This window comes from Amycolatopsis sp. NPDC005232, from assembly GCF_040607795.1.
In the GTDB taxonomy this organism is placed as follows: domain Bacteria; phylum Actinomycetota; class Actinomycetes; order Mycobacteriales; family Pseudonocardiaceae; genus Amycolatopsis.
The window spans coordinates 1-23,862 of record NZ_JBEXHL010000028.1 but is presented as its reverse complement, the minus strand read 5'-3'; the positions used below and the strand labels follow the sequence as shown (position 1 = coordinate 23,862).

Sequence of the window (23,862 nt, the reverse complement as noted above, 5' to 3'; positions counted from 1 at the left end):
TTCGGTGCGTTGAGCGCAACCAACGCCGCATTGGGGTGGAGTCACCGGCCTGGTGTCAGTCGCGGCTGGGACCGAAGCGCTCCGTGCGGATCGAGTGCGGCGAGTGGCCCAAAGCCAACAGCGCGTCGGCCACCGTTTCCACAAAGGCGGTGGGCCCGCAGACGAACGTGGTGGGCCCGAAGTCTGTCGGCCAGCTGGCCGTGTTGAGGGTGGCGACGCTGATGCGCCGCGGAATTCCCGGGGCGCCGTCGGGGAGTTCGCGGGTGTAGACGTACGTGACGTCCAGGCCGGCGTACGGCTTGCGCAGCTCGGCGGCGTAGTAGAGGTCCGCGGGGGTCCGCACGGAGTACACCAGGCGGAACAACGCGCGGCTCCCGGCGGCGCGGCGGGCGCGGATCATCGCCATCAGCGGCACGACGCCGGAGCCGCCCGCGACGAGCAGGACGGGGGCGGGGTCGGTGGGGCGCCAGACGAACCAGCCGCCGATCGGGCCGCGGATCTCGACGGGGTCGCCGACCGCGTAGGGGCCCGTGAGGTGTTCCGAGACCTCGCCGCCGGCGACGCGCTGCACCGTCAGCTCGAGGCGGTCACCGTCGGAGGGCGCGGCGAGGGAGTAGCTGCGCTGGGCGGTGTAGCCGTCGGCGGCGGTGAGACGGACGTCGATGTGCTGGCCCGCGAGGTGCCCGGGCCAGCCGGGGACGTCGAGCACGAGGGTGCGGGCCGTCGGCGTCTCCTGGCGGATCTCCGCGAGGTACGCGACGCGCCAAGCTAGTCGCCCTGATACCGCTGTTCGCGCCATGGGTCTCCGTAGTCGTGGTAGCCGGAGGACTCCCAGAAGCCCGGCTCGTCCTTCGTGGCAAGTTCCAGCCCGCGCACCCACTTCGCCGACTTCCACAGGTACAGGTGCGGCACCAGCAGCCGCGCCGGCCCGCCGTGTTCCGGGGTGAGCGGCTTGCCGTTGTACTCGTACGCGATCCACGCCTGCCCGCCGAGCAGGTCGGCGAGCGGCAGGTTGGTGGTGTAGCCGCCGTAGGAATGCGCCAGCACGTAGTCGGCCTCGGTGTCGAGGTCGCCGATCAGCGTTTCCACGGGCACGCCGCGCCAGCGCGTGTCGAGCTTGGACCACTGCGTGACGCAGTGGATGTCCACGGTGAACTTCTCGCTCGGCAGGGCGGTCAGCTCGCGGAATGACCACGAGCGCTTCTCACCCTTCTCCGTGGTGACCGCGAACTCCCACTTGTCCAGGTGCACGCGCTGCGTCGGGCCCGCGGACAGCACGGGGAAGTCCTCCGTGAGGTACTGGCCCGGCGGCAGCCGCGGGTTGCCGCCGCGGGCGCGACCGGTGAACCCCGGTGTGATGACACCCATCGCGGACTCCTTTCGCCGACCCTCCAACGCCCAGCGCAGCCTACCCGCGAACGTGCAATCCGAGCGATGTCACCAGCACCGTCGCTTGTTCAGGCGACACGATCGCCCCGCCGAGCTCGGCGTGCACCGGGTCGAGCGCCGAAAGGTCACTCCCCCGCAGCTCGGCGCCACCGAATTTCACCTCCAGCAGCTCGGCACCCGACAGGTCGACGTCGGCGAACGTCGCCCCCGTGCAGTCCGCGCGCGTGAGGTCGGCCTCGCGCATCCGCACGCCCTGGAACGTCGCGCCGCGCAGGTCCGCGCCCGCGAGTCCCGCGAACGACCAGTCGCCCCCGAGCACCTTCATCGGCCGCAGTGAGCACTCGGTGAACCGGCTCCCCACGAGCTTGCACCCGCTGAACTCCACGTCGAACAGGTTGCAGCGCGTAAACCTGCAGCCGGTGAACGCCGTGTCCACGTGCTTCGAGGCGTTGAAGCGCACGTTGCCGAACACGCAGTCGACGAACGAGACACCGCGAGTGACGGCCTCGGTGAGGTCGACGTCGTGGAACTCGCACCGCTCGAAGCGCCGCCCGGTGAACTCCTCGGCGTACCAGTCTTCGCGGCGGAAGGTCAGCTCGATCTCGGCAGGCTCAGCGGTGTCGGGCACGCGGTCAGGCTAGTGCCTCGTCAATGGTGGCTGGTGCGGTAATTGATCTTCGAGTCGAGTGTCCATCCTGATCGCGGACGATCGATGACACCACGCGAACGCTGATCTGCGTGATCACCGGGCGCGACCCTCCGAGTCGCCGATCAAGTCGGGGTCACGACCACCAGGAGCTTCAACGGCCCTTTGGTGTCCACGTCGCAGTCCACCGCGCGCGGCGGACACGAGTAACCGTGCGGGGTGATCACCAAGCCCACTTTGCCCGGCGCGACCGCCTGGTAGATCGAGGTCTCGCCGTCCACCTGGGCCAGCCGGAGCACCGACCAGATCCGACCGTCAAGGGCGCGCTGGGCGGTGTTGTAGTCCAGCTTGACCAGACCGCCCACCGACAGCTCGACCGTGAGGTCCGGATCCATCCCCGGACTGACCTCCTGTTCGGCCCCCTTGGGCAGCGAGTACCCCGCCGGGGCCACCATCGGCCCCTGGTCGGGCACCACCGACCGGGTGCACCCCGCCGACACCAGCCCGAGCAACACCACCACGACGATCAACCTGCGCACTCGCGCGAATCTAGTTCCCGCTTGGCGCAACGCGGACGGCATTCTCGTCCGAACTCACGCCGCGCAGACCACAGCCGTCGCCGGTCATGTCCGCCGGCGCAACCCATCCGACAACCCGACTACCTGATCAACGTTGCTTGACGAGGCACCAGTCGTCGCTGTGCGGTCCCGAGCCGGGCGCCCCGTCGACCAACCGGCGCAATTTGACCGGTGACGCGTTTCACCCTCACTCGGAAGTGGGAATTAACCAGCATGTCCAGATGGCGAAGTTCCACCAGAACTAACACGGCAGCCCGAGTGATCACCGGAATCGGCGCGTTGTTCGCGTTCATCGAGGTGCTTTACCTGGTGATGCTGCTTGCCGGCGCCAACGCCGCGAACGGCTTCTTCATCTTCATCCGGTCATTGGCCGACCCGCTCGCGCTGTTCTTCCCGGGTCTGTTCCCGGTGAGCAACCCTGACCTCGCGGTCATCCTCGACTACGGCCTCGCCGCGGTGTTCTGGCTGGTCGTGAGCGGGATCATCGCGCGACTCGTCGCCCGCTGACCCGTTTTTCTGCCGGCCAAACGTGTTTCACGCCAACACTGGGCGAAACGCCCGGCGAACGCCACAGCCGGAAGCGACCGGTTACCGCGCCCCATACGATGTCCGGGTGAGCGAAGGCAGATGGTTCGAGGGCTGGCCCGAAATCGCGGGCCTCGCCGCCGCGGCGGGTCGTTCCCTGCTGCCGAACGTGCCCGCCACGCCGGCCGCCCTCGCGCGCACGGTCACCGAACAGCTCGTCGGCCGCCGGCTCACCGCGAAGGCCAACGGCGGCGAAGCCCGCTTCGTCCTGACCGAACTCGACTACCCCGCCGATTCCCTGCGCCTGGCCACCGGCCGCCTCGGCGACGTGCGTCTGGTCGCCGAGGACGTCGAGTGGCCGACGTCCGCCACGAGCACCATCCCGCTGCGCCGCGTTGTCCTGCTGGCCAAGGACGTCCGCCTGCGCAGCCTCCCGACTCCCACCGTGGTCCCGGGTGAGGTCGAGCTGGACATCACCGTGCCCGGCAGCGTCGTGCGGGAACGCGTGGCCGACGCCCGGCCGGATCTCGTCGCGACCCCGCACGAGGACGGCTTTCAGGTGCGCTGGGCCAAGCGCCCCGGCTGGGGCCGGCTCACGCTCACGCCCGCCGTCGCTTCGGACGCCGTGGTGCTGACCCCGGCGACCCTCCACATCGGACAGCGGGAGTTCCGCGCCCCGAAACGGATCCGGCCCGTCGTGCTGCCACTGCCCGAGCTGCCGAAGGGGCTGCGGCTCACCGGCGTGCGGCCGGCCGACGACGAGCTCGTGCTCCACACCGTCGCCGACGAGTGGCCCGAACGCCTTTCCCGCGTCCCGCTGCCCGACCTGCTGGCCTGGCTCACGACGGCCGCACTCACGCTGACGCTGCCCCGGTTCCGCTAGCGCTCGCCGACCACGCCACCGACAGGGAATGCACGCCGTAGACGAGCATGTCCGTGCGCAGCGGCACTTCCTCGGCGGGAATCGCCAGGCGCAGCTCCGGCAGGCGAGCCACCAGCTCCGCCAGCCCGACCCGCAGCTCAGCTCGGGCAAGCTGCTGCCCCAGGCACTGGTGCACCCCATGTCCGAACGCCAGGTGCGGCGTGCGCGGACGCTTGAGGTCCAGCCGTGCCGGCTCCGGCCAGTGCTCGGCCGCGCGGTTGGCCTGCGGCACCGAGATCAGCACGGTGTCACCCGCCGGGATCGTGACGCCGCCGCCCTCGAGGTCCTCCGTCGCGACGCGGTTCGGTCCGATGTGGATGATCGAGAGGTAGCGCAGCAGCTCGTCGACGCCGTTGTCCAGCACGGACGGGTCCTCGCGCACCAGAGCCAGCTGGTCCGGGTGTTCGAGCAACGCGAAAGTGCCCAGCGCCAGCATGTTCGCCGTCGTCTCGTGGCCCGCGCCGAGCAGCACGGTCGCGATGTCGACCAGTTCCTGTTCGGTCAGCGCCGGGTCGGCGTCGCCGTGGATCAGGCCGGACACGAGGTCGTCGGCCGGGTGCTCGCGCTTGTGCGCCACCAGCTTGCGCATGAACGCGTAGATCGACTCCGAGGCCTTCGCGCGCTCCTCGTCGCTCTTGGTCAGGTTGAGCGCGATGCCGGTGTGCTCCTGGAATTCCGCGCGGTCCGCGTAGTCCACGCCCAGCAGCTCGCAGATCACCAGCGAGGGCAACGGCAGCGCGAACGCGGGCACGATGTCGCCCTCGTTCCCGGCCGCGCGCATCGCGTCGAGGTGCTCGATCGAGATCTCGCGGATCCGCTCTTCCAGCAACTGCATGCGCCGCACGGTGAACTGGCCGGTGAGCAGCCGGCGCAGCCGCGTGTGCTCGGGCGGGTCCATGAACAGGAACCGGCCGTCCTCGCGCTGGGCCACGTCCACGGGGCAGCGCGCCTCGCCGACTTCGCCGGGGCGCAGGTCCATCGCGCTGCGGTTGCGCACGTTGTCGGAGCTGAACCTCGTGTCGGCCAGCACCGCGCGGGCCTGCTCGTAGCCGGTGATCACCCAGGCGTGCGCGCCGTTGACCAGCTCGATCCGCGACACCGGCGCCTTTTCCGCGAGCACGGCGGGCGGGTCGAACGGGCACTTGCCGCGCTTCAGCATCTCCGGCGGGACCGGGCGGCGCATCGTGGGCGGTTTCGCGGCGGTCATCAACGATCCTTCCGGATGGTGGGAACACGCGGGGCGGTCAGCAAACCGGTGAGGGCGTCGGTCAGGGCCTCGCCGACCAGCGCCCAGTCGGCCGGCACGCCGGTGGCCGCGGCGAGCCGTTCCTGCTCGGCGCACGTGTGAATCACCGCGACGCGCGCGGTTTGGCTCCGCAGAGCCGATTCGGCGGCCGGCAACGGCGTCACGTGCGCCCACACCGCGGCCGTGCCCTCGACGAACTCGACGGCCAGAACCGGCTCGACGCCCTCGACGTCGAGCAGCGCCGGATCGGTCACGACCTGCGCCAGGAACCGGGCGCACCAGCTGGGGTTGCCGAGGCTCGCGAGGTGCTCGGTGTAGGGCAGCACGAGGCTCGCCACGTGGTCGCGCGGCCGCTTCGACCGCCGGGCGGCCGCCACGCGTTCCTTCGCCCGCGCGGCGATCGGCTCGACGTGCGAGCGCGTGATGGCGCGGATCAGGTCTTCGCGCGTGCCGACGTGGTAGGCCAGCGCGGAGTTGTTGGCCTGTCCGGCGGCCTCCACGATCTGGCGGTTGGACACCTGCGCGAGCCCGCGTTCGGCGAACAGGCGTTCTGCCGTTCTGAGAAGCAGCTCGCGAGTCGCCTCGGCCTGTTCCCGGCGCGAGCCCGGGTCGGATGTGCCCGTTACCGATGTGCCTGCCACCAGCGCACTCCCTCGTAAGACGATCTTCTTACGAAGCTAGTACTAAGACACGCGTCTGACAACCATCCGGTCGGAAATCACCGATCCGGCGTCAAGACTCTTCGCCGAGGTAGCGCGTGTGGTCCTCCTGGCGGTTCACGTCCGCGGAGTAGTACTCCGCGGCGAGCTTCTCCGCCTTGGCCCGCAGGAGGTCCAGCTGCTTCGCGAGCTCGTCCTGCGCGCTGGTGCCGTCCGCGTCACGCCGGGAGGCGAACCAGCGCGGCAGGTTCAGGTACGTCTCGACCGACATCGGCAGGTCCGTGCGCGCGAGCAGCAGCACGCGGTACTGCATGTCCGGCGTCGAGGCGAGCCGCAGCGGGTCCTTCAGCAGGTCGGACAGCACCTCGGCGACGTGGCGCACACCGTCCACAGCGGACGGCGGCAGGCGCCCGGAGTGGCCGGCCACCGTCTGCACCAACGCCTCCAGCGACGAGCGCACCTGGGCCGCCTCCACGGTCGGGTCGACGACGAGCCGCACCTTGTCCGGCGGAGCGACGAGCGCGCCCGCCGTGTAGAGCACGGCCATGACCACGAACATCAGCCACAGCGGCCCGATCACCCCGACCGCGTACAGCACGAGGCCGATCAGGCCGCCGATGCAGCCGGCGATGTTCTTGGTGGAGCCGAACCAACGCCTCATTGGTACCCGCGAATCTCCTGGAAGACACTGGACAGCTGGGTGTTGCGAGCGTCGAAGACCTTGCCGCCGGTCAGCGTGGCGACCTGCGTGAGCTCGTCGCCGCTGCCCTCGCCGAACAGCACCGTGAACACCGGGATCTGCTTCATCGCCGCGGGCAGCGAGGCGAAGGAGGACTTGAAGCCGTCGAGGTTCGAGCCGCTCTCGTTCTGGCCGTCGGTCATCAGCACGATCGAGTTGAACCGGTCCGGGTCCTGTGCCACCAGCGGTTCCATCACCTGGTACGCGCGGTCGAGACTGTCGTAGATCGCGGTGCCGCCGTCGGCCTGCAGTCCTTCGGCGAAGCTCTTGATCTTCGCCAGCTCGCCCTGCGGGTTCTGCTCGGGCACGGTGAACGTGACGGGATTGCCCGGCGCGGTGTTGAACGGCAGCATCGTCACCTCCTCGCGGCTGCGGAACTGCCGGTAGCGGCCCACGAGGGAGTTGTCCGCGCCCGTGAGGCCGGCCAGCGCCGAGCGCAGCGCCTCGATGCGGTCGCCCTGCATCGAGCCCGACGTGTCGAGCACGTACAGCGTGCGCGACGGACGGCGGATCTTGCTGAAATAGGCCGAAAGCAGCGCGTCCACGGCCTGCTGCGTCGCCGGGAACGGCAGCTCGACCAGATCGTGGGGCACGAACTGCGTGCCGAGCTGCACGCCTGGCACCACGGGGCGCCGCTGCGTGACCTGCATGATCCGCCGCTGCACGTCGGGCGTGCGCAGGTAGTCGGACAGCTTCCGGTGCGCGTCGCGGGCGTCGTTGCTCGCGCTGGTCAGCAACGTGAGCGGGTAGTCGGCGGTGACGACGCCGTCGCTGGGGTAGATGAGTTTCAGCGGCTGCGGCAGCCTGCCGGAGGAGTTCATCGACAGCAGCACGGACTCGTAGTTGACCAGGCCGTCGACCTTCGCCCCCGGGTCCTGCCCGGTCGCGCGGCGCTGGAACGCGTCGGAGAGCCAGCCCGAGGAACCGGCCGACATCACCTGCGCGCTGAAGAACTGCGTGAGCTGCGGCGTGACGGCGGTGATCTGCTGCGCGTCGATCGCCGTGCCGGAGTGGGCCAGCGCGGACGCGACGCCCACCAGCGCCGAGAAGCCGGAGTTGGACGCCGACGGGTCGGTCATCCCGTAGGTGAACTCCTTCTTGCCCGCCGCCGCGGCGATGTCGCCCCACGTCGGCGCCTTCTTGTCCCACCCGAGCCGCTGCGCGACCGGCTGCGACAGGCCCAGTACCACCGGCGAGCTCATGATCTTCACCTGGTTGCCCAGGCGCTTGGCCGCCTCGGGAATGCCCGCGGGGTAACGGTTCGAGGAGAACCAGACGGCGTCGTACTTGCCGTCGAGGCTGCCGTTGGCGAGCGACTCGGCGCCCTCCAGCGTGCCGGTGAACGTGAACTTGACCTTCACGCCCGTCGCCTTCGCGGCCTCGTCGAGCACCGGTTGCATGTCGGCGAGCTCGCTGCCCGCGAGGATGCGCAACGTGCCGGCTTCGGGTGGCCCGGCGTCGGTGCCGGAGCTCGGATCCGACGACGAACACCCCGTCACCAGCAGGGCGGCGGCGAGCGCCAGTACCGCGAGTTTCTTCACAGCTCCCCCTCGTGCGAACGGCGCAGCCGGTCCTCGGCGCGCCGCAGCTCACCGGACAACGACTCCACTGTGGACGCCATGTGCATCACGGCCTCGGCCTTGAACCCGTCGATCGCGTCGAGGGCCGAGTAGATCCGGTCGAACGAGTCGCGCAGCGTGTCGACGGCCACGGCCGGGTCGCTCGACGCCTTGCGGATCTCCGCGCTCTGCGACTCCAGCAGCGCGGCGTTCGCGCGCAGCAGGCCGTCGGTGGTCGACTGCAGGGCCGCGACCTCGTCGAGCACGTCGCGCTGGTTGGCCAGCGCAGCGCTCACCAGCAGGGCCACGCGCAGCGCGGAGACGGTGGTGGACACCGCCCGCTCGACGCCGCGGATCAGCTCGTCGTTGGTGCGGCGCACCAGGTCCAGCGCGAGGTAGCCCTGCGCGCTCACGGCCAGCTGCGTCAGCACGTCCTGGTGGCGCTGGCGGATCGGGTACAGGATGTCGGCGCGCAACGCGTTGGCGTGCGAGGGATCCGTGAGGTCGAAGACCCCGGCCTGCCGGTCGATCGCCCCGTCCACGGCCTCCGCGAACGCCGCGGCCTCGGCGAGCCGGCCGAGCGTGGTCCACAGCCGTTCGCGCTCGCCCTTGAGCGCCGCGTTGTCGCGCCGCAGCACGTCCTGGCGGATACGCAACTCGCGGACCAGGGCGTTCACGGGCTCGTTGGCCGCGCGGTAGCGGTCGAGGGCGCGCTTGGCACTCGCGGCGGCCGGGAAGATGCCCAGCAGCTTGCGGCCGGTGATCGGCAGCTTGGCCGGGTCGAGCTCCGCGACCGTGCGGCGCAGCTCGACCAAGCTTGTGGTCACCTGCTGCTGCGGCGAGCCGACAGAGCCGCGCGCGGATTCCAGCGCCTTCGTCGAACGGTCGAGCATCGTGCCCGCGACCGTGGCCGCCGCGCGCATGTCCGCTTCGCCGACGGCGAGGAGCTCGTCGAGCAGCGTGGTGAACTCGGGCGACTTGACGTCGAGCGCTTCCAGGCGCGTCGCGAACTCACCGGCGCGACGGGCGATGTCGGCCCGGGTGTCGTCACCGAGCGCGATCAGGCCGGCGGCGCGCTCCACGGGGACCGCCGCCACCGGCTCCGGCGGGGTAAGGGTGAAATCGTCCATCAGTACTGCTTCTGGATCGCGTCGAGCATCCGTTCCAGCGTCTCGAACGACGGCGGCTCGACCGTGTCCACGAGATCGGCCGGCACCGGGGCCTTGGCCGCGGCCACGACGTCGCGGAACTGCTGCGGGTTCGTGGTGCGGAAGCCGAACGTGGCGGCGATCTTGCCCAGCTCCGGATCGGTCGAGAGCAGCTGGCCGACCTTGTCCCCGTTGGGAGAGAACGGAACCAGCGTGTGCTTCGAGTAGACCGTGGGCGCCGTGTAGAGCATCCGCATGTCGGGCTGGATCGACCCGTCGTGGCGCACCAGGCGATCCACGTACTGCGACTCGTAGATCAGCGCGAGCGGCGTCTTGCCCATGCCGGCCGAGAGGTAGTCCTCGAACGGCCCCTCGGTGCTGTTCTGCGTGTACCCCTGGTCGAGGAACAGCTTCGACACCTGGGGCAGCACCTTGGCTTCCTGGTCCGGCGTCGAGACGACGTTGTTGCCGTTGGCCACGAACGACACGATCGACAGGTACATCGCCGCGGAGTTCGACTCCCGCGGGTCGGTGGTCGTGACGAGGATGTTCTTGCGCACGGGGTACGCGGTGTTGCCCGGCAGCTGGTCCCAGCGCGTGCCGGCCTGTGTGAGCTGCAGGTACTTCGCGATGTCGAGCACCTGGTAGTCGCCCGCGCCCTTGTGCACGGCGCCCGCGGCGCTCAGCAGCGAGACGATCGGCTCGAACGTCGCGATCGCCATCGGCGACTGGAACGGCGTGTACACCGTGGTCACCTTGCGGTCGCGCTGGATCTTCTGCGCCGCCGGCGACGAGGAGGGGAACGCGAACTCGTACTTGGCGAGGTCGACCGTGGTCGCGATCTGGCGCGAGCCGGCGGTGTCGACCTCCACCTTCAGGCCGTGCTTGGCGAAGGCGTCGACCACGCGCTGGTCGGTGAAGAAGGCCTGTTTCTCCGAGCCGATCACCCCGCGCACGACGGTGAGGTCACCCCCTCCCGACGACGCTTCGTCGCTCCCGGACCGCCCCCACACGATCACGGCCACGACGGCGAGCACCAGAACCACAGCCAGCCCGATGGACAACCGGCGTTTCACGAACCCACCTTCCGCACGTCCCGCGACGCGTCACTTCGGATCCTTCAGCCCCCGCAACTCGTTTGACGCGCGGCACGAGGAGTTCGAAGTGAACGATCAATGAACGGACGGGGTCGATCGGGATCCGGTGAAGTCCCGGCTTTTCCTTGTGAAGGAAGGGAAATGACGAACCGCCCGCGCGCCGCAGCCGGTTGATCACGGCAGCGGCGCGCGGGCGGTCAGCGCAGACGACTCAGAGCGAGGCTTGTTCCTCCACCGGCAGGCAGATCTCGAACCGCGTGTCGCCCGGCACGGACGTCACCTTGATGTCGCCCGAGTGCCGTTCCACGATGATGCGCCACGAGATGTCGAGGCCGAGGCCCGTGCCCTCGCCGACGCCCTTGGTGGTGAAGAACGGCTCGAAGATGCGCTGGCGCACCTCTTCCGGGATGCCGGGGCCGGAGTCGCCGATCTCGACGCGAACCTGCTTGCTCTCCTGCCACGTGCGCAGCGTCAGCGTGCCCTCGCCGCCCATGGCCTGCACGGCGTTGTCGATGATGTTGGTCCACACCTGGTTCAGCTCGGCCGCGTAGGCCGGGATGTGGTCGATGCCGCGGTCGTAGTCCTTGACGACCTGGATCTTGTCGCCGATCTTGCCCGACAGCATCACCAGCGTGGAGTCGAGTCCTTCGTGGACATCGATCCACTGGTGCGGCGCGCGGTCCATCTGCGAGTACTGCTTCGCCGCGCCCACGAGCACCGAGATGCGCGTGGTCGAGTCCTCGATCTCGCCCATGAGGATCTCGGTCTCGAGCGCGTACGCGAGCCAGCGCAGGGCACCGTCGAGCAGGCCGTCGCCGACGGATTCCAGGACGCCGTCGAGGTTCTCGGTCTTGAGCCCGGCCGCGACGAAGATCGCGGCGAGGTCCCAGCCCTGGTCGATGTCGTGGTCGTCGAACCAGTCGCTGATCTCGTCCTCGCGGTCGGACTGCTGCATCGCCGAGAGCCGCGGCGCGTCGGCAACCGTCTTGACCAGCTGTTCCTGCACGTCGAGCAGCTGCTCCAGCAGGTCTGGGTCGATGTCCTTCTTCGCCAGCAGCGCGAGCTTGTGGCGCATCCCGGCCACGCGCTCGCGCAGCGACGCAGTGGCGCGCACCGCGGCCGCGGCCGGGTTGTTGAGCTCGTGGGTGAGCCCGGCCGACAGCTCGCCGAGCGCGAGCAGCCGGCGCCGGGACGAGATCACGGTGTCGGAGTTGCGCCAGCCGAGGTACATGCCCTCCAGCAAGTGCGCCGCCATCGGGAACCACTTGCGGAACTCCACCGCGAACTCCGCCGAAGGCAGCGCGAGCAGCGTCAGGTCCCCGATCGCCCGCACGGTGGCGCCGTAGGTGTGCTCGGTGTCCTGGTGCACGAAAAACTGCGTGGCGCCGAAGTAGGAGCCCCGCTGGTCGGAGCGCTTCACCTCGACGTCGGCGCCGCTCACCAGCCGCGACATCCGCAGCGCGCCCGAGAGCACGATGTAGAAGCAGGTGGCCGGATCGCCCTCGCGGTGCACCGTGGTGTCGCCCTCGTAGTGCTCCAGCACGGCGTGCTGTTCGATCCAGTCGAGCTGCTCGTCGGAGAGGTGCTCGAACAGGAAGAGGCCGCGGAGTTCTTCGCGCGGCAGTGCGGGCTCCTTCACTGTTCCTCCAGGTAGCGGTGGACCAGGGTGACGGCCATGGCGCCCTCGCCGACGGCGGAGGCCACGCGTTTCACCGACTGCGCCCGGACGTCGCCGGCCACGAACACGCCGGGCACGGACGACTCCAGGTGGTACGGGTCGCGGTCGAGCGGCCAGCCGGCCGGCTTGCGGCCCTCGGCGACCAGGTCGGGCCCCGTCTGGACGAACCCGTGGTGGTCGCGCTGGATCACCTCGCCCAGCCAGTCGGTGCGCGGCGCCGCGCCGATGAAGATGAACAGGTGCCCGGTCTCGACCTTCTCCGTCGTGTCGCCGTGGCACAGGGTCACGGCCTCGAGGTGGTCGGCGCCGTGGGCCTGGACGATGGTGGTGCCCGTGCGGACGGTGATGTTGTCGATGCCCGCGATCTGCTCGATGAGGTAGTGCGACATCGACTTCTCCAGCGAGTCGCCGCGCACCAGCAGGGACACCTCGCTCGCGTGCTGTGCGAAGAACACCGCCGCCTGGCCCGCGGAGTTCGCGCCGCCGACGATGTAGACGTGCTGGCCCTTGCACTCGGGCGCTTCCGTGGCGGCGGAGCCGTAGTAGACGCCGCTGCCGGTGAGCTTGCGGATGCCGTCGGCCTCGTGCGCACGGTAGGTGACGCCGCTGGCGAGGATCACGGCGTGGGCGGCGATCTCGGAGCCGTCGCCGAAGGTGACCACGCGGCTCGACCCGCGCACCTCCAGCCCGACCACGTCGCGCGCGGTGAGCACCTCGGCGCCGAACTTCTGCGCCTGGCGCCGGGCGCGGTCGGTGAGCTGCGCGCCGGAGACGCCGTCGGGGAATCCTAGGTAGTTCTCGATGCGCGAGCTCGTGCCCGCCTGGCCGCCCGTGGCTTTGCGCTCGACGAGCACTGTGCGCAGGCCTTCCGACGCGCCGTACACGGCCGCGCCGAGGCCGGCCGGGCCGCCGCCGATCACCACGAGGTCGTAGAACTCCTGCGCCGGCCGCGTGGACAGGCCCACCGCGACGGCGATCTCGCCGCCAGTGGGCTGCTTCAGCACGGTGCCGTCGGGCGTCACGACCACCGGGATGTCGGTCTCCGCGGCGCCGGCGGCCTGCAGGATGCGCCCGCCTTCGTCCTCGTCCACCGAGTACCAGCGGTACGGCACGGCGTTGCGGGCGAGGAAGTCGCGGACCTTGAACGAGGGCGCCGAGTACCGGTGGCCGACCAGCTTGGTCTCCTCGACGGACTTGTCGCCGACCGCGAGCCACGTCTCCACGAGGGAGTCGATGACCGGGTACAGCTTCTCCTCCGGCGGGTCCCACGGCTTGAGCAGGTAGTGGTCGACGTCGACCACGTTGATCGCCTGAATGGCCGCGTCCGTGTCGGCGTAGGCCGTCAGCAGCGCGCGGCGGGCGTTGGGGAACAGGTCCATCGCCTTCTCGAGGAAGGCGATCCCGTCCATGTGGGGCATGCGGTAGTCGGCGAGGATCGCCGCGACGGCGTCGCCGCGCAGCTTGATCTCGCGCAGGGCGTCGAGGGCGTCGGCCCCGGAGTCCGCACGGATCACGCGGTAGTCCTTGCCGTAGCGGCGACGCAGGTCACGCGCGACCGACCGCGAAACAGCGGGGTCGTCGTCGACGGTCATCAGGATCGGCTGGCTCACACCCGACAGCCTACGGCGTGGCCTCGGGCGGGGAGAACGCTCGAGCGGGCTGGACTTGCTCAAGCCGGGCCTGGACCTGGGGATCGGTGCCGCAAGTGCCCGCGCGAACGGTCCGTTCGTGCCACCGGGGCGCAGCCGGGCAGCTCAAGCCTGGCGGCCCAGCAACGCGATCTGCGCCGCGGCCGGCTGCGCCAGGTCCCCGACGGCGATGACCAGATGCCGGAAGAAGGACTCGTTCATCCCACCGAGCGTAGGCGCCACCACCCGAGGCCACGGCCGATTTCCGCGCTCCCCCGGTCACTCAGCGGAGAGCAGTGCCGCGAACTGCGCCCGCAAATACCCCAGCCGATCCGGATCCGCGACCGTGCGCAGAGCCGAGATCCGCCCGTCCCGCGTTTCCACCACGGTGAGGCCCACGACCTCGCCGTCCTGGAGGAAGAGGATGCCCGGGGCGCCGTTGACCTCCGTGAGCAGGAAGTCGGACACCGTGGCGAAGCGGGCGAGGGTGGCGGCGGCGTTGCGGCGGACGGCGGCGCGGCCGCGGACGTGCACGCGTTCGCCGTCGCCGAGGTCCATCCAGGTGGCGATGTCGGCGACGAGCAGGTCCTCGAGCAGTTCCAGCCGGCCCGAGCGCACGGCCGTCATGAAGCTCTCGGTGAGCCGCATCGAGCCGTCGTCGGACGTCGGGAAGCGGGTCTCGCCGGTGTCGACGCGGCGGCGGGCGCGGCTGTAGAGCTGGCGGGCGTTGGCCTCGGTGAGCTCCAGCAGCGCGGCGAGCTCCGGGTACGGGTAGTCGAATGCCGAGCGCAGAACGAAGACCGCGCGCTCCACCGGTGTCAGCGACCGCATCAGCACGAGCATCGCGAACGACACCGACTCGCGCCGCTCCACGGTCTCCAGCGGGCCCAAGGCACCGCCGCCGGTGAGGACGGGCTCCGGCAGCGCGTCGCCCGCCGTCGACTCACGGCGAGCGGGCGCGGACGTGAGCCGGGTGAGGCAAAGGTTCGTCACGGCCTTCGTGAGCCAAGCTCCGGGCGCGGTGAGCTCGCCAGGGTCAACACGGCGCCAGCGCAGGTAGGCGTCCTGCACCGCGTCCTCGGCGTCGTCGGCCGAGCCGAGCAGGCGGTAGGCCAGGCCGAAAAGCCGGCCGCGTTCGTCGGTGAAGAAGTCGGTTGTCACAAGGCGCTCCCCTGTTCAGTCCTCACTGCGCCACCGCACGAAGACCGCAACCACCACCACAGTAGAGAGGGGACCACAGTGGCCACCACCCGAGAGACCGTCGAACGGTTCTACGCCGAACTGTTCAACGGCCGCAACTTCGACCTGATCGACGAACTGCTCACGCCCGACGCCGTGAACCACGGCCCCACCGACGAGTCAGCCCGTGAGGCCGTGGTCGGTGCCGGCAAGATCGTGCAAGGGTCGTTCTCCGACGCCGTGCTGCACGTGGACGACATCCTGGTCGACGGCGACAAAGCCGCCGTCCGCTGGACGATGACCGGCACCCACGACGGCGATTTCCTCGGCAACCCGTCCACTGGCAAGGCGATCCGCATGCGCGCCACCGTCGTGTTCGGCCTGCGCGAGGGCCGCATCGCCGAGCTGTGGCCGATGCTCGACTTCCACGGCCTGCTGCAGCAGGTCGCCGCCTGACGTCGTTCCCGCCGCCGGAGGCGAACACCCTCCGGCGGCGGGAACGGCGTCAGCTCGCCAGCAGGACCGGTTGCGTCCCGAACGACACCGAGACCCCGGTGCCCGGCAGCAGTTCCGCCGCCGAAACGCTCGGGAGGTCGGCCAGCACCGACGTGCCGTCGGACAGCAGCGCGGTGACGCGGGTGACCGCGCCGCGGAAGCTGTGGTCCGTCACCACCGCACGCCCGTCCGAAGCGGCCACGAGCGTGACCGCCTCCGGGCGCACCAGCACCGTCACGGCGTCGCCGTCGGTGCGCCGGCCCGGTTCGGCCAGCACGAGCCGCTCCCCCACCACGTCGACGGACGCGCCGCCGACCGCGACCACGCCCGGGAGGCGGTTCATCGTGCCCACGAACTCCGCGACGAACGCCGTCGCGGGCCTTGCGTAGAGCTCGGCCGGGCTGTCGCACTGTTCGAGGCGCCCCGACCGCATCACGCCGACGCGGTCGGCGATCGACAGCGCCTCCTCCTGGTCGTGCGTCACGAACAGCGTCGTGATGCCCACGCGCAGCTGCAGCCGGCGGATCTCGTCGCGCAGCTGCGTGCGCACGAGTGCGTCCAGCGCCGACAGGGGTTCGTCGAGCAGCAGCACGCGCGGCTCGATCGCCAGCGCGCGGGCCAGCGCCACGCGCTGCTGCTGGCCACCCGACAACTGGTGTGGGTAACGCTTCTCCTGCGCCGACAGCCCCACGAGCTCCAGCAGCTCCTGCGCCCGCTTCTGCCGCGCCGCGGTGGCGACACCGCGCAGCCGCAGGCCGAACGCCACGTTGTCGCGCACCGTGAGGTTCGGGAACAGGCTGTAGGCCTGGAACACCATGCCCATGTCGCGTTTGTTGGCCGGCACGCCGACCACGTCGGTGCCGTCCACCAGCACCTCGCCGGCGTCCACCGCCTCCAGGCCCGCGAGCACGCGCAACGCCGTCGTCTTGCCGCAGCCCGAAGGGCCGAGCAGCGCGACGAGCTCGCCCGGCGAGATCGTCAGGTCCAGCCCGTCGAGCGCCCGGACCTCGCCGAACTCGCGGCGCAGGCCGCGGAACTCGACCGACGCACCGGTCTTCGTCTGCGGAGTCTCCAGCACAGTTTTCACGCCACACCTCGCGAAGCCTTGCGGCGACCGGCCACAAGGGACAGGACGAACAGGAGCAGGAACGCGACCAGCAGTGACATCAGGGAAACGGCGACGGACACGCCCGCCTCCGACTGCCCGGTGCTGACCGTCCACACGGGAAAAGTGTCCATCAGCAGAATGCTCGCCAGCGTGTACTCGCCCAGCACCAGCGCCAGGTTGAGGAACGCGGCGCCGAACACGGCCGAGCGGATGTTGGGCACGATCACGCGCAGCAGCACCGTCGGCCACGACGCGCCGAGGCTGCGCGCGGCCTCCACCAGCGTCGGCAGGGAGATCGCCGCCAGGCCCGCGTCGAGCGTGCGGTAGGTGAAGGGCAGCGCGAGGATCACGTACTCCAGCACGAGGATCACGGGCGTCCCGTTGATCACCTCCGGCGCGTCGCGGAACACCACGAGCACGCCGTTGACCAGCACGATCGGCGGGATCACCAGCGGCAGCAGGCTCACACCCTCGATGAGGCGGCGCAGCTTCGGCTTGCGCAGGTGCACCCAGCTCACGGTCGGCACCATCAGCAGCAGCGTGAGCGCCACCGTGCCGGCCGCGACCCACAGCGACGTGCCGAGCGTGGGCAGCAGATCCGGCTCGTCGAGGATCTTGCCCCACGAGGCGAAGCTGTGCGTGTTGTTCACGTCGCGGAGGCTGAACTCCACCGACGCGCCCATCGGCACGAGGAAGTACAGGCCGAACAGCGTGAGCACCGTCCAGCGCAAGGCTTTGTTCTTCACGACAGCCACCTCGAAGCGCGCTTCTGCAGGTACGCGTAGATCGCCATCACCAGCGCGACCACCACGACCATGCCGAGCCCCAGCGCCTTGCCGAGGTTCTGCTGGTCGGCCACGACGTTGCCGCTCACCAGCGAGCCGATCTGGATCGGCACGAGCGGAACGACGCCGGTGGTCAGCGCGTAGGCCGTGGCGTAGGCGGAAAACGCGTTGGCGAACAGCAGCAGCGTCGAGGCGAGGAACGGCGGCAGCAGCACCGGCACCGCGATCAGCCGGAAGTACTGCGCCCGCGTGGCCCCGAGGTTCGCCGCGGCTTCACGCCACTGCTCACGCATGCCTTCCAGCGCCGGAGTGAAGACGATCACCATCAGCGGGATCTGGAAGTACACGTAGACGATCGCGAGGCCCGTGAACGTGAAGAGGTTGAAGCCGCCGGCGTAGATGTCGAAGCCGAGGCCCGCCAGCGCCTTCGTGACGATGCCGATGCTGCCGAGCGTCGCGATGAACGCGAACGCCAGTGGCACGCCGCCGAAGTTGGCGAGCACGCCGGCGGCGCTGGAGACGACCTTGCGCAGCAGACCGTCGGGCTTCGAGCCGAGCACGGCGTTGGCCAGGATCGCGCCGAGGATCGCCCCGGCCGCGGCCGTGAGCGCCGAGAGCTCGATGCTCGTGGCGAACGAGCGCCCGAACTGGTCGGCGAACGCCGCGGTGAGGTTGTCGGTGGTGAAGGCGCCGTCGTTGTCCTGGAACGCTCCGACGGCCACCATCACCACCGGCGCGCCGAGGAACACACCGGTGTAGAGCAGGAACGGCAGCAGGCCGAGGTGGCCCGCCACCCACGAGAGCACGCGCCGCGCGGACCCGGGGCGCACGGGCGCGGCGGCGGGAGCGGCCGGGGCCACTCCCGCCGCCGCGGTGACGGTTTCGGCGGTCACGTCAGCCGAGCGCCTTGGCCCACTCGTCGGCCAGGATCTTCTTGGCGTCGTTGACCTGCGCGTCGGTGGGGAACTTGACGTCGCCCTCCACCTTCGGCAGGGCGGCCAGTGCGGTCTTGTCGGCGGTGCCGGCCGCTTCCATCTTCGGCAGGCGCGCCGGGCGCGAAAGGCCCTTCAGGAACAGGTTCTGGCCCTCGTCGGAGTAGAGGAACTCCTCCCACAGCCGCGCGGCGGCCGGGTGCGGGGCGGTCTTGCTGACGCCCTGGGCGTAGAAGTTGGAGTAGATGCCGTCGCTCGGGACGGTGACCTTCCAGTCGACCTTGCCCTTGAGCTTCGCGGCGTAACCGGCCTGCAGGTAGTCCCAGTCGAGCGTGATCGGCGTCTGGCCGCTCTCGATGGTGGCCGCACTCGACTGCACCGGGATACTGTGTTTGTCTGTTGTCAATCCGACCACAGTCACGGCGGGAACAGTTGCCCATCGTTTTGACGTCCAGCTGGGTTCCCGCCTGCTTTTGGTCAGATTGACAACTGGCCGGACTTCTTGAGGTCGGCGAAGAACTGCACGCCCGGCTTGATGTCGGCGAACGAACCGCCGTTGGCCAGGGCCGCGGCGTAGACGCCGGCGAACGCCGCGCCCGCCTTCGTCGGGTCGCCGTTCAGCGCGACCTTGCCCTTGTACTCGGGCTTCTTGAGGTCGGCCAGCGTCTTCGGCGGGTCGGTGACCTTCGAGGCGTCGTAGCCGATGGAGATGAAGCCGCCGTAGTCGAAGAACCAGGAGCCGTCGTCGGCCTTCTGGCCCGCCGGGATGTCGTCGAACGTGGTGACCTTGTAGGGCGCCAGCAGGCCGTCGGACGCGGCCGAGAGGGCGAACGCGCTGCCGAGATCGACCACGTCGGGCGCGCGGTCCTGGCCCTTGAGCTGCTTGACGGCGTTGATCTCGTCCTGGCTCGAGCCCTCGGGGTTGGCCTCGGTGACCTTCAGGCCGTACTTCTTCTTGAAGGCGTCGAGGATCTCGCCGTAGTTGGCCCAGTCGTGCGGCAGGGCGATCACGTTGAGCTCGCCCTCCTTCTTGGCCGCCTCGACGAGCTTGTCCATACCACCGAGGTCGGCGGCGGACTTGGCGGTGGCGGCACCCGAGCTCTGCTCCGAGCCCGACGCGCCACCCCCGCAGGCGGTGAGCAGGAGCGTGCCGGCGGCTGCGACCGCGGCCAGGGCGGCGAAACGTCTTTTCACTTGTCCAGTCCTTTGATACCCGGGGTGTGGGAATGCCGAGCGAACAGTCCACGAAGGACACAGACGGGTCGTGAACCGGACGTGAATGGCCAGTGCCCTGCTCATGCACGCTGATCTTGCTTCGGCGCAGGGCGACGGCGCCGCTGCGGTTGGTGATCTTTGAGCACGTTGTGGTCACGAAAAAGTCGCCCGGTTTCCGGAAGTTCCGGGAACCGGGCGACTCTTGTCGATCGTTTGCGCGTTCTCATGTGGACTGGGAACCGGTGCGCGCCGAGGCCGCCACCACGGCGCGCACCGGTTGTCTGGAGCGCCTGGGCTACGGGTAGCTCACCAGGTTCACGGGCTTCGTCCCGTCGGGCGTGGTCGCGCCCGTCGTGTTGATGACATGGGTGATCGTGCCCGCGTGGTTCAGCGACACGGTGACCATGTCGTGGAACCGCACGCCCGGGGTGTTCGGCGCCTCGTACGCGTGGGCGCTGGCCACCGACGGGTTGGTGTTGAAGAAGCAGTAGCTGCCCAGGCCCCACGCTTCGTGACTGGTGACGTTCGGGCCCACCTTGTAAGCGGAATAGCCCTGCGAGGAACCGTTCATCCACGATGCCTGGTTGGGCACGTCGTAGGGCATCTCGTTCTGCAAGAAGTACGTGCGCCCGCCGTTGCCGTTCCAGACGACCTGCGTTTTCTGGTAGTGCTCGACGAACAGGCCGTACATCGTCACGTTGTTGCCGTTGACGGTCAGCCCGTTGTCGGCGGTGTTGGTGTTCCAGCCGACGAAGCTGTTGTTCGCCGCGTGGTCGGCGCGCCAGATCCACATGTGGTCGCCGATCACGTTGTTGCTGTTCACCACCAGGCTGTTGGTCGCCTTGCCGACGGCCGGGCCGCCGATGCGGAAGAACACGTCGTGCAGCGAGGTCGGGTCAGCCGAGTGGTCGGCGGTCGAGCCGGGCGCGCCGACCTGCATGAGCGTGTTCGAGTTCGTCGTGCCGGCGTCGATGAGCAGGCCGGCGACCTTCACGCCGTTGACGTCGTCCACGTTCATCGCGGTGACACCGTTGTCGGGCACCAGGGTCGCGATGCCGAGGCCGAGGACCACGGTGTCGGGGCGGGTCACGTGCAGGGTCTGGTTGAGGTGGTAGACGCCCGGCGTGATCAGCAGGTTCTTGCCCGCCGCGAGCGCGGCGTTCATGTCGGCCGCCGAGGCGCCCGGCTTGGCGATGTAGAACTGGTCGATCGGCAGCGAGGAGCCCGGCGCGGTGCCGTTCGCCCAGCTGGTGCCGGAGGTGTTGGTGCGCAGGGCCGGCACGAAGACCTGGTACTTGCCGGCGCTGTCGATGTAGAGGAACGGCTTCTCGCGGACCACCGGCGCCTGGCCGACCGTGGTGTAGGGCGGGCTCGGGAAGGTGTTCTGCGGCGCGCCGTTCACGCCGACGAAGACCATGTTCCAGTTGGAGCCGTTCCAGCTGCCGAACTGCGAGTCGCGCGAGATCCACTGCTGTTGCGAGCCCGAGCGGACCTGCCCGTCGATCTTGGTGTCGGAGATCCAGCCGCCGCTGGCCCAGCCGCCGTCGTCGAGCTGCAGATCGCCGCGCACGTGCATGCGCCGGTAGGGCGCCGCCTGGCTTACCGCCCACCGATCGGCCCCGCCGGTCGGGTTCACCGACAGGTTCTCGGCGCCGCGCCAGAAGTTCTGCGTCGCGTTCTGCGGCGGGAACCAGTCGGCTTCCACGTGCACGGCGCCGTTGATCGTCACGGCGTCGGGGCTGAGCCCGAGGCCGAGGACCTGCGTGTAGAAGCCGACGTTCACGTCGTTGGAGTACGTGCCCGGCTTGAACATCACGGCGTAGCGCTGGCTGCCGAACTGGTTCTTCTCCTGCTGGCTGAAGATGCTGTTCAGCCTGCTCTGGATGCTCGCGGCGGACATCGACGGATCGAAGATCACAACGTTCGGGCCGAGGTCCGGGTCCTCGCTCGGAGGAGTCGTAGTGCCACCCACGGGAGTCATTGTGAACGATTGCGCACTGGTGTTATTACAGGTGTACTGCTGAAGCTGAACGCTGTCTGCGATAGAGGCGCTCGGCACGTCGAGGCACTTGCCACTGTTGCGGTTCACGAAGTGGTACGCACCACTCGCTTCCTGCACCGGCTGCCACTGCTGGTTGACGCCGTTCGAGTAGGACCAGAGCTGCACCAGTCCACCGTCGGCCTTCGAAACGTCCGTGATGTCCCAGGACTGGGCCGCGTTGAGCTGCGTGTTCACGCGTACGTAGCCGTCGGTGGTGGGCTGGAACTGCCAGGCTTGGGAGGCGGTTTGGTTGCAGCTGTACTGCTGGACCACGGTGCCGTTGGCGCTGGCGGCGGATTTGGCGTCCACGCACTTGCCGCTGTTCACGGACTGCACCGTGAACCACTGATCGGGGGCGATGGCTTGGGCTTGGGCCTGGCTTTGGGCCTGGGCTTGGGGCTGGGCTTGGGCTGCCGGCTCCGCCTGCGACACCCCCGCATACCCACTCACCAGCGCTAACGCGGACAGCACCACCGTGCCCACTCTCCGCAATCCCATCGGAACCTCCTCCACCGCACCGCGGCGTTCGACGAGCAGGAAACGGCAAGGCTCATGCCCAGACATGAAGACGCGGCGTAGCGGGCGGGGACCTCGGCGTCACAACCGGGTGAAAATGTAACGGCGCCCACACGGGGAGTCAATACAGAGCTAAAAATAAGTCATGAAGAGGTTCTTGAGCTGGGCGTCCTCGGGGCGGGGTCCTGGACTCCATCAGGCAGCTCTTGCGCCAACGACAGCGCGGGCCCCTCCGCGATGATCTCCGCACAGGTGATGATGAGCAGCTGATTCCGTCGAACCAGGGCCGGCGCAGGTGGTGCATCGACCCACCGATGCAGAAAACCCCTCCGATCAGCCGCGAAGCTGAAATCGAAGGGGTTCTTTGGGAGAGAGTGGAGCTAAGGGGATTCGAACCCCTGACCCCCTCACTGCCAGTGAGGTGCGCTACCAGCTGCGCCATAGCCCCGAAGCGAAGGTGAACTCCGCATCTCGTGTGAATAAAGACTACACCCCGCCATGGCGCTCCTTAACCGGGGGGTCCGCCAAGGCCCGAAGCCCCCAAAACCCCAGGTCAGACCGCCCATCGCGACCCGCCGCAGATCCACCCGGCTGACGAAGGCCGGCGAGGAAGCGGCCCCGGCTCCAGCCCTCGACTCCGGCACGACACAACCAACTGCGTCACGACACCTCACCGGATCGCCACGGTATGTGACACCATAGCCACCCGGCGCCCAACTGCCGGCGAGGCAAACTCGGGCACCAGCGCCGCTCCGCCAAGTCCGCGCGTCCCCGCTACCGAGGCACCCCGTCGCCGGAGCGCTAGACCTTCACACGCCAGAGACTCGACCGAAACCGCTCAGCATCCCGAGTCCAAAAGTAGCGAGCCATCTCAACGATCGACGCATACTCGGCACATTCCACAACGGAGATCAGCACAGACCCATTCTTCCTCAGGTAATCCACGCCAATCGGACCAGGTAAGGTGAAAACTGTTACTGACAGTCAGTGAAAGTGACTATGATGTCCTGTCAGGAGAACCCGTTGTGCCCCAACGCACAGTGGTCTCCGGGAGGCGGCACTGCAATCATGAGCCGAAGCCATAGGAGGTACGTAAAGGAGCGCCCGCGGTTGCGCCGAGGACCGCGCGCCCGGCTCCGAGGTCTTGGAGCCCCGCTGAACGAAGAGGACATCGAGCCGGCGAAAGCCGTGGCTCGACGGCCGCGTCACTGCCACCTGCCTGGTGTCGGGGCGGGCGGCCCGAACCTGAGGAAAGGCAGTACCCATGTCCGATTCCGTTCCCCCGGCCCCGCACCCGGCGCCCGATTCGGGGATCACCGACGAGGCCATCTCGAAGAGGACCATCGACGGCGTCGACTACATCTTCAACGTGATGACGCTGGCACCCGGGGCCAGCACCGGCTGGCACACCCACCCGGGCGCCATCTATTCGGTCGTCCACAGCGGCGCCCTCACCCACGGTCTGACCGGCTGCCACACCGAGGTGATCCGCCAGGGCGAGCCCTTCGTCGACCACGCTGACGAGGTCCACATCGGACGCAACCTCGGCTCCACACCCACCGTCGTCGTCGGACTCGCGGTTCTGCCACACGGCGCACCGTTCACCGAAGCCGCGCCGGATCCTGGCTGTGGCTACCGGTGACCGAGGGCTGCGGATGCCGGAGGGTCATGTTGGTGTGCCCCTAGGGCGTGTCTGACAAAGGTTGCGGCTGGTGGCTGGGATGCTGCTGGGTGTGTCGCGGTTTCAGTTGCTTTCGGATGAGCAGTGGGCGTTGAT

At 69.2% G+C, this 23,862-nt stretch carries 23 protein-coding genes and 1 tRNA gene; 4 read left to right on the top strand and 20 right to left on the bottom strand.

The genetic code is table 11. The features are described from left to right. Nucleotides 1–55 precede the first annotated feature (55 nt). The 4 genes from ABZU76_RS37530 to ABZU76_RS37515 form a co-directional block, all read right to left on the bottom strand. Nucleotides 56–799 (bottom strand): ferredoxin reductase, encoded by a 744-nt coding sequence (locus ABZU76_RS37530; protein ID WP_354878609.1) that lies wholly within the window; start codon nucleotides 797–799, stop codon nucleotides 56–58. Then, nucleotides 769–1,368 (bottom strand): sulfite oxidase-like oxidoreductase, encoded by a 600-nt coding sequence (locus tag ABZU76_RS37525; protein WP_354878606.1) that lies wholly within the window; start codon nucleotides 1,366–1,368, stop codon nucleotides 769–771. Before ABZU76_RS37525 ends, ABZU76_RS37530 begins: the two co-directional genes overlap by 31 nt. Before the next feature lie 40 nt (nucleotides 1,369–1,408). After that, complete coding sequence (locus ABZU76_RS37520; protein WP_354878604.1) at nucleotides 1,409–2,017, bottom strand: pentapeptide repeat-containing protein; 609 nt, start codon at nucleotides 2,015–2,017, stop codon at nucleotides 1,409–1,411. 143 nt (nucleotides 2,018–2,160) lie between these two features. After that, complete coding sequence (locus tag ABZU76_RS37515; RefSeq protein ID WP_354878602.1) at nucleotides 2,161–2,574, bottom strand: hypothetical protein; 414 nt, start codon at nucleotides 2,572–2,574, stop codon at nucleotides 2,161–2,163. A gap of 252 nt (nucleotides 2,575–2,826) precedes the next feature. Here ABZU76_RS37515 and ABZU76_RS37510 point away from each other — a divergent pair, with 252 nt between their 5' ends. After that, complete coding sequence (locus ABZU76_RS37510; protein ID WP_354878599.1) at nucleotides 2,827–3,120, top strand: hypothetical protein; 294 nt, start codon at nucleotides 2,827–2,829, stop codon at nucleotides 3,118–3,120. 106 nt (nucleotides 3,121–3,226) lie between these two features. Beyond that, a complete protein-coding gene (locus tag ABZU76_RS37505; protein ID WP_354878596.1) occupies nucleotides 3,227–4,021 on the top strand; it encodes a hypothetical protein in 795 nt (264 codons plus the stop codon). Here the strand turns inward: ABZU76_RS37505 and ABZU76_RS37500 are convergent. From ABZU76_RS37500 to ABZU76_RS37460, 9 genes are all read right to left on the bottom strand, one after another. Further along, nucleotides 3,993–5,267 carry a cytochrome P450 gene (locus tag ABZU76_RS37500; RefSeq protein WP_354878593.1) on the bottom strand — a complete coding sequence of 425 codons (1,275 nt, stop codon included), beginning with the start codon at nucleotides 5,265–5,267 and terminating at the stop codon, nucleotides 3,993–3,995. The two genes, ABZU76_RS37505 and ABZU76_RS37500, sit on opposite strands and share 29 nt — an antisense overlap. Beyond that, a complete protein-coding gene (locus ABZU76_RS37495) occupies nucleotides 5,267–5,947 on the bottom strand; it encodes a TetR/AcrR family transcriptional regulator (RefSeq protein WP_354878590.1) in 681 nt (226 codons plus the stop codon). The genes ABZU76_RS37500 and ABZU76_RS37495 overlap by 1 nt, the downstream gene beginning before the upstream one ends. A 91-nt stretch (nucleotides 5,948–6,038) precedes the next feature. Further along, on the bottom strand, nucleotides 6,039–6,626 hold the full coding sequence (locus ABZU76_RS37490) for a hypothetical protein (RefSeq protein ID WP_354878587.1): 588 nt from the start codon (nucleotides 6,624–6,626) through the stop codon (nucleotides 6,039–6,041). Further along, nucleotides 6,623–8,245 carry a substrate-binding domain-containing protein gene (locus ABZU76_RS37485; protein ID WP_354878585.1) on the bottom strand — a complete coding sequence of 541 codons (1,623 nt, stop codon included), beginning with the start codon at nucleotides 8,243–8,245 and terminating at the stop codon, nucleotides 6,623–6,625. Before ABZU76_RS37485 ends, ABZU76_RS37490 begins: the two co-directional genes overlap by 4 nt. Then, the gene (locus ABZU76_RS37480; protein ID WP_354878582.1) at nucleotides 8,242–9,393 is read right to left on the bottom strand and encodes a toxic anion resistance protein; all 1,152 of its coding nucleotides are present in this window, start codon (nucleotides 9,391–9,393) and stop codon (nucleotides 8,242–8,244) included. Before ABZU76_RS37480 ends, ABZU76_RS37485 begins: the two co-directional genes overlap by 4 nt. Then, the gene (locus ABZU76_RS37475) at nucleotides 9,393–10,487 is read right to left on the bottom strand and encodes a hypothetical protein (protein WP_354878579.1); all 1,095 of its coding nucleotides are present in this window, start codon (nucleotides 10,485–10,487) and stop codon (nucleotides 9,393–9,395) included. Before ABZU76_RS37475 ends, ABZU76_RS37480 begins: the two co-directional genes overlap by 1 nt. 232 nt (nucleotides 10,488–10,719) lie before the next feature. Continuing rightward, nucleotides 10,720–12,147: an ATP-binding protein gene (locus ABZU76_RS37470; RefSeq protein ID WP_354878576.1), complete on the bottom strand. Its 1,428-nt coding sequence runs from the start codon at nucleotides 12,145–12,147 to the stop codon at nucleotides 10,720–10,722. Further along, nucleotides 12,144–13,796 (bottom strand): FAD-dependent oxidoreductase, encoded by a 1,653-nt coding sequence (locus tag ABZU76_RS37465; RefSeq protein ID WP_354878573.1) that lies wholly within the window; start codon nucleotides 13,794–13,796, stop codon nucleotides 12,144–12,146. Before ABZU76_RS37465 ends, ABZU76_RS37470 begins: the two co-directional genes overlap by 4 nt. A gap of 297 nt (nucleotides 13,797–14,093) precedes the next feature. Further along, a complete protein-coding gene (locus ABZU76_RS37460; RefSeq protein ID WP_354878570.1) occupies nucleotides 14,094–14,975 on the bottom strand; it encodes a sigma factor in 882 nt (293 codons plus the stop codon). 78 nt (nucleotides 14,976–15,053) lie between these two features. Between ABZU76_RS37460 and ABZU76_RS37455 the strand changes: the two genes are divergently transcribed. Further along, complete coding sequence (locus tag ABZU76_RS37455; protein ID WP_354878567.1) at nucleotides 15,054–15,449, top strand: ester cyclase; 396 nt, start codon at nucleotides 15,054–15,056, stop codon at nucleotides 15,447–15,449. Between the two features lie 49 nt (nucleotides 15,450–15,498). Here ABZU76_RS37455 and ABZU76_RS37450 read toward each other — a convergent pair whose 3' ends face one another. The 7 genes from ABZU76_RS37450 to ABZU76_RS37420 form a co-directional block, all read right to left on the bottom strand. Then, nucleotides 15,499–16,575, bottom strand: a complete 1,077-nt coding sequence (locus tag ABZU76_RS37450) for an ABC transporter ATP-binding protein (protein ID WP_354878564.1) — start codon at nucleotides 16,573–16,575, stop codon at nucleotides 15,499–15,501. Continuing rightward, the gene (locus ABZU76_RS37445) at nucleotides 16,572–17,342 is read right to left on the bottom strand and encodes an ABC transporter permease subunit (RefSeq protein ID WP_354878561.1); all 771 of its coding nucleotides are present in this window, start codon (nucleotides 17,340–17,342) and stop codon (nucleotides 16,572–16,574) included. Before ABZU76_RS37445 ends, ABZU76_RS37450 begins: the two co-directional genes overlap by 4 nt. After that, a complete protein-coding gene (locus ABZU76_RS37440; RefSeq protein ID WP_255638718.1) occupies nucleotides 17,339–18,274 on the bottom strand; it encodes an ABC transporter permease subunit in 936 nt (311 codons plus the stop codon). Before ABZU76_RS37440 ends, ABZU76_RS37445 begins: the two co-directional genes overlap by 4 nt. Nucleotide 18,275: 1 nt before the next feature. Continuing rightward, a complete protein-coding gene (locus ABZU76_RS37435; RefSeq protein WP_354878557.1) occupies nucleotides 18,276–18,692 on the bottom strand; it encodes an ABC transporter substrate-binding protein in 417 nt (138 codons plus the stop codon). A 98-nt stretch (nucleotides 18,693–18,790) separates the two neighbouring features. Beyond that, entirely contained in the window at nucleotides 18,791–19,507 is a 717-nt protein-coding gene (locus ABZU76_RS37430; protein WP_354878554.1) for an ABC transporter substrate-binding protein, read from the bottom strand. A 316-nt stretch (nucleotides 19,508–19,823) separates the two neighbouring features. Continuing rightward, a complete protein-coding gene (locus tag ABZU76_RS37425; RefSeq protein WP_354878551.1) occupies nucleotides 19,824–22,067 on the bottom strand; it encodes an RICIN domain-containing protein in 2,244 nt (747 codons plus the stop codon). Nucleotides 22,068–22,460: 393 nt separating this feature from the next. Then, nucleotides 22,461–22,533, bottom strand: a tRNA-Ala gene (locus tag ABZU76_RS37420). Between the two features lie 816 nt (nucleotides 22,534–23,349). On the opposite strand from ABZU76_RS37420, the gene ABZU76_RS37415 reads away from it, so the two are divergent. Further along, entirely contained in the window at nucleotides 23,350–23,727 is a 378-nt protein-coding gene (locus ABZU76_RS37415) for a cupin domain-containing protein (RefSeq protein ID WP_354878548.1), read from the top strand. The last annotated feature ends 135 nt before the right edge of the window (nucleotides 23,728–23,862 follow it).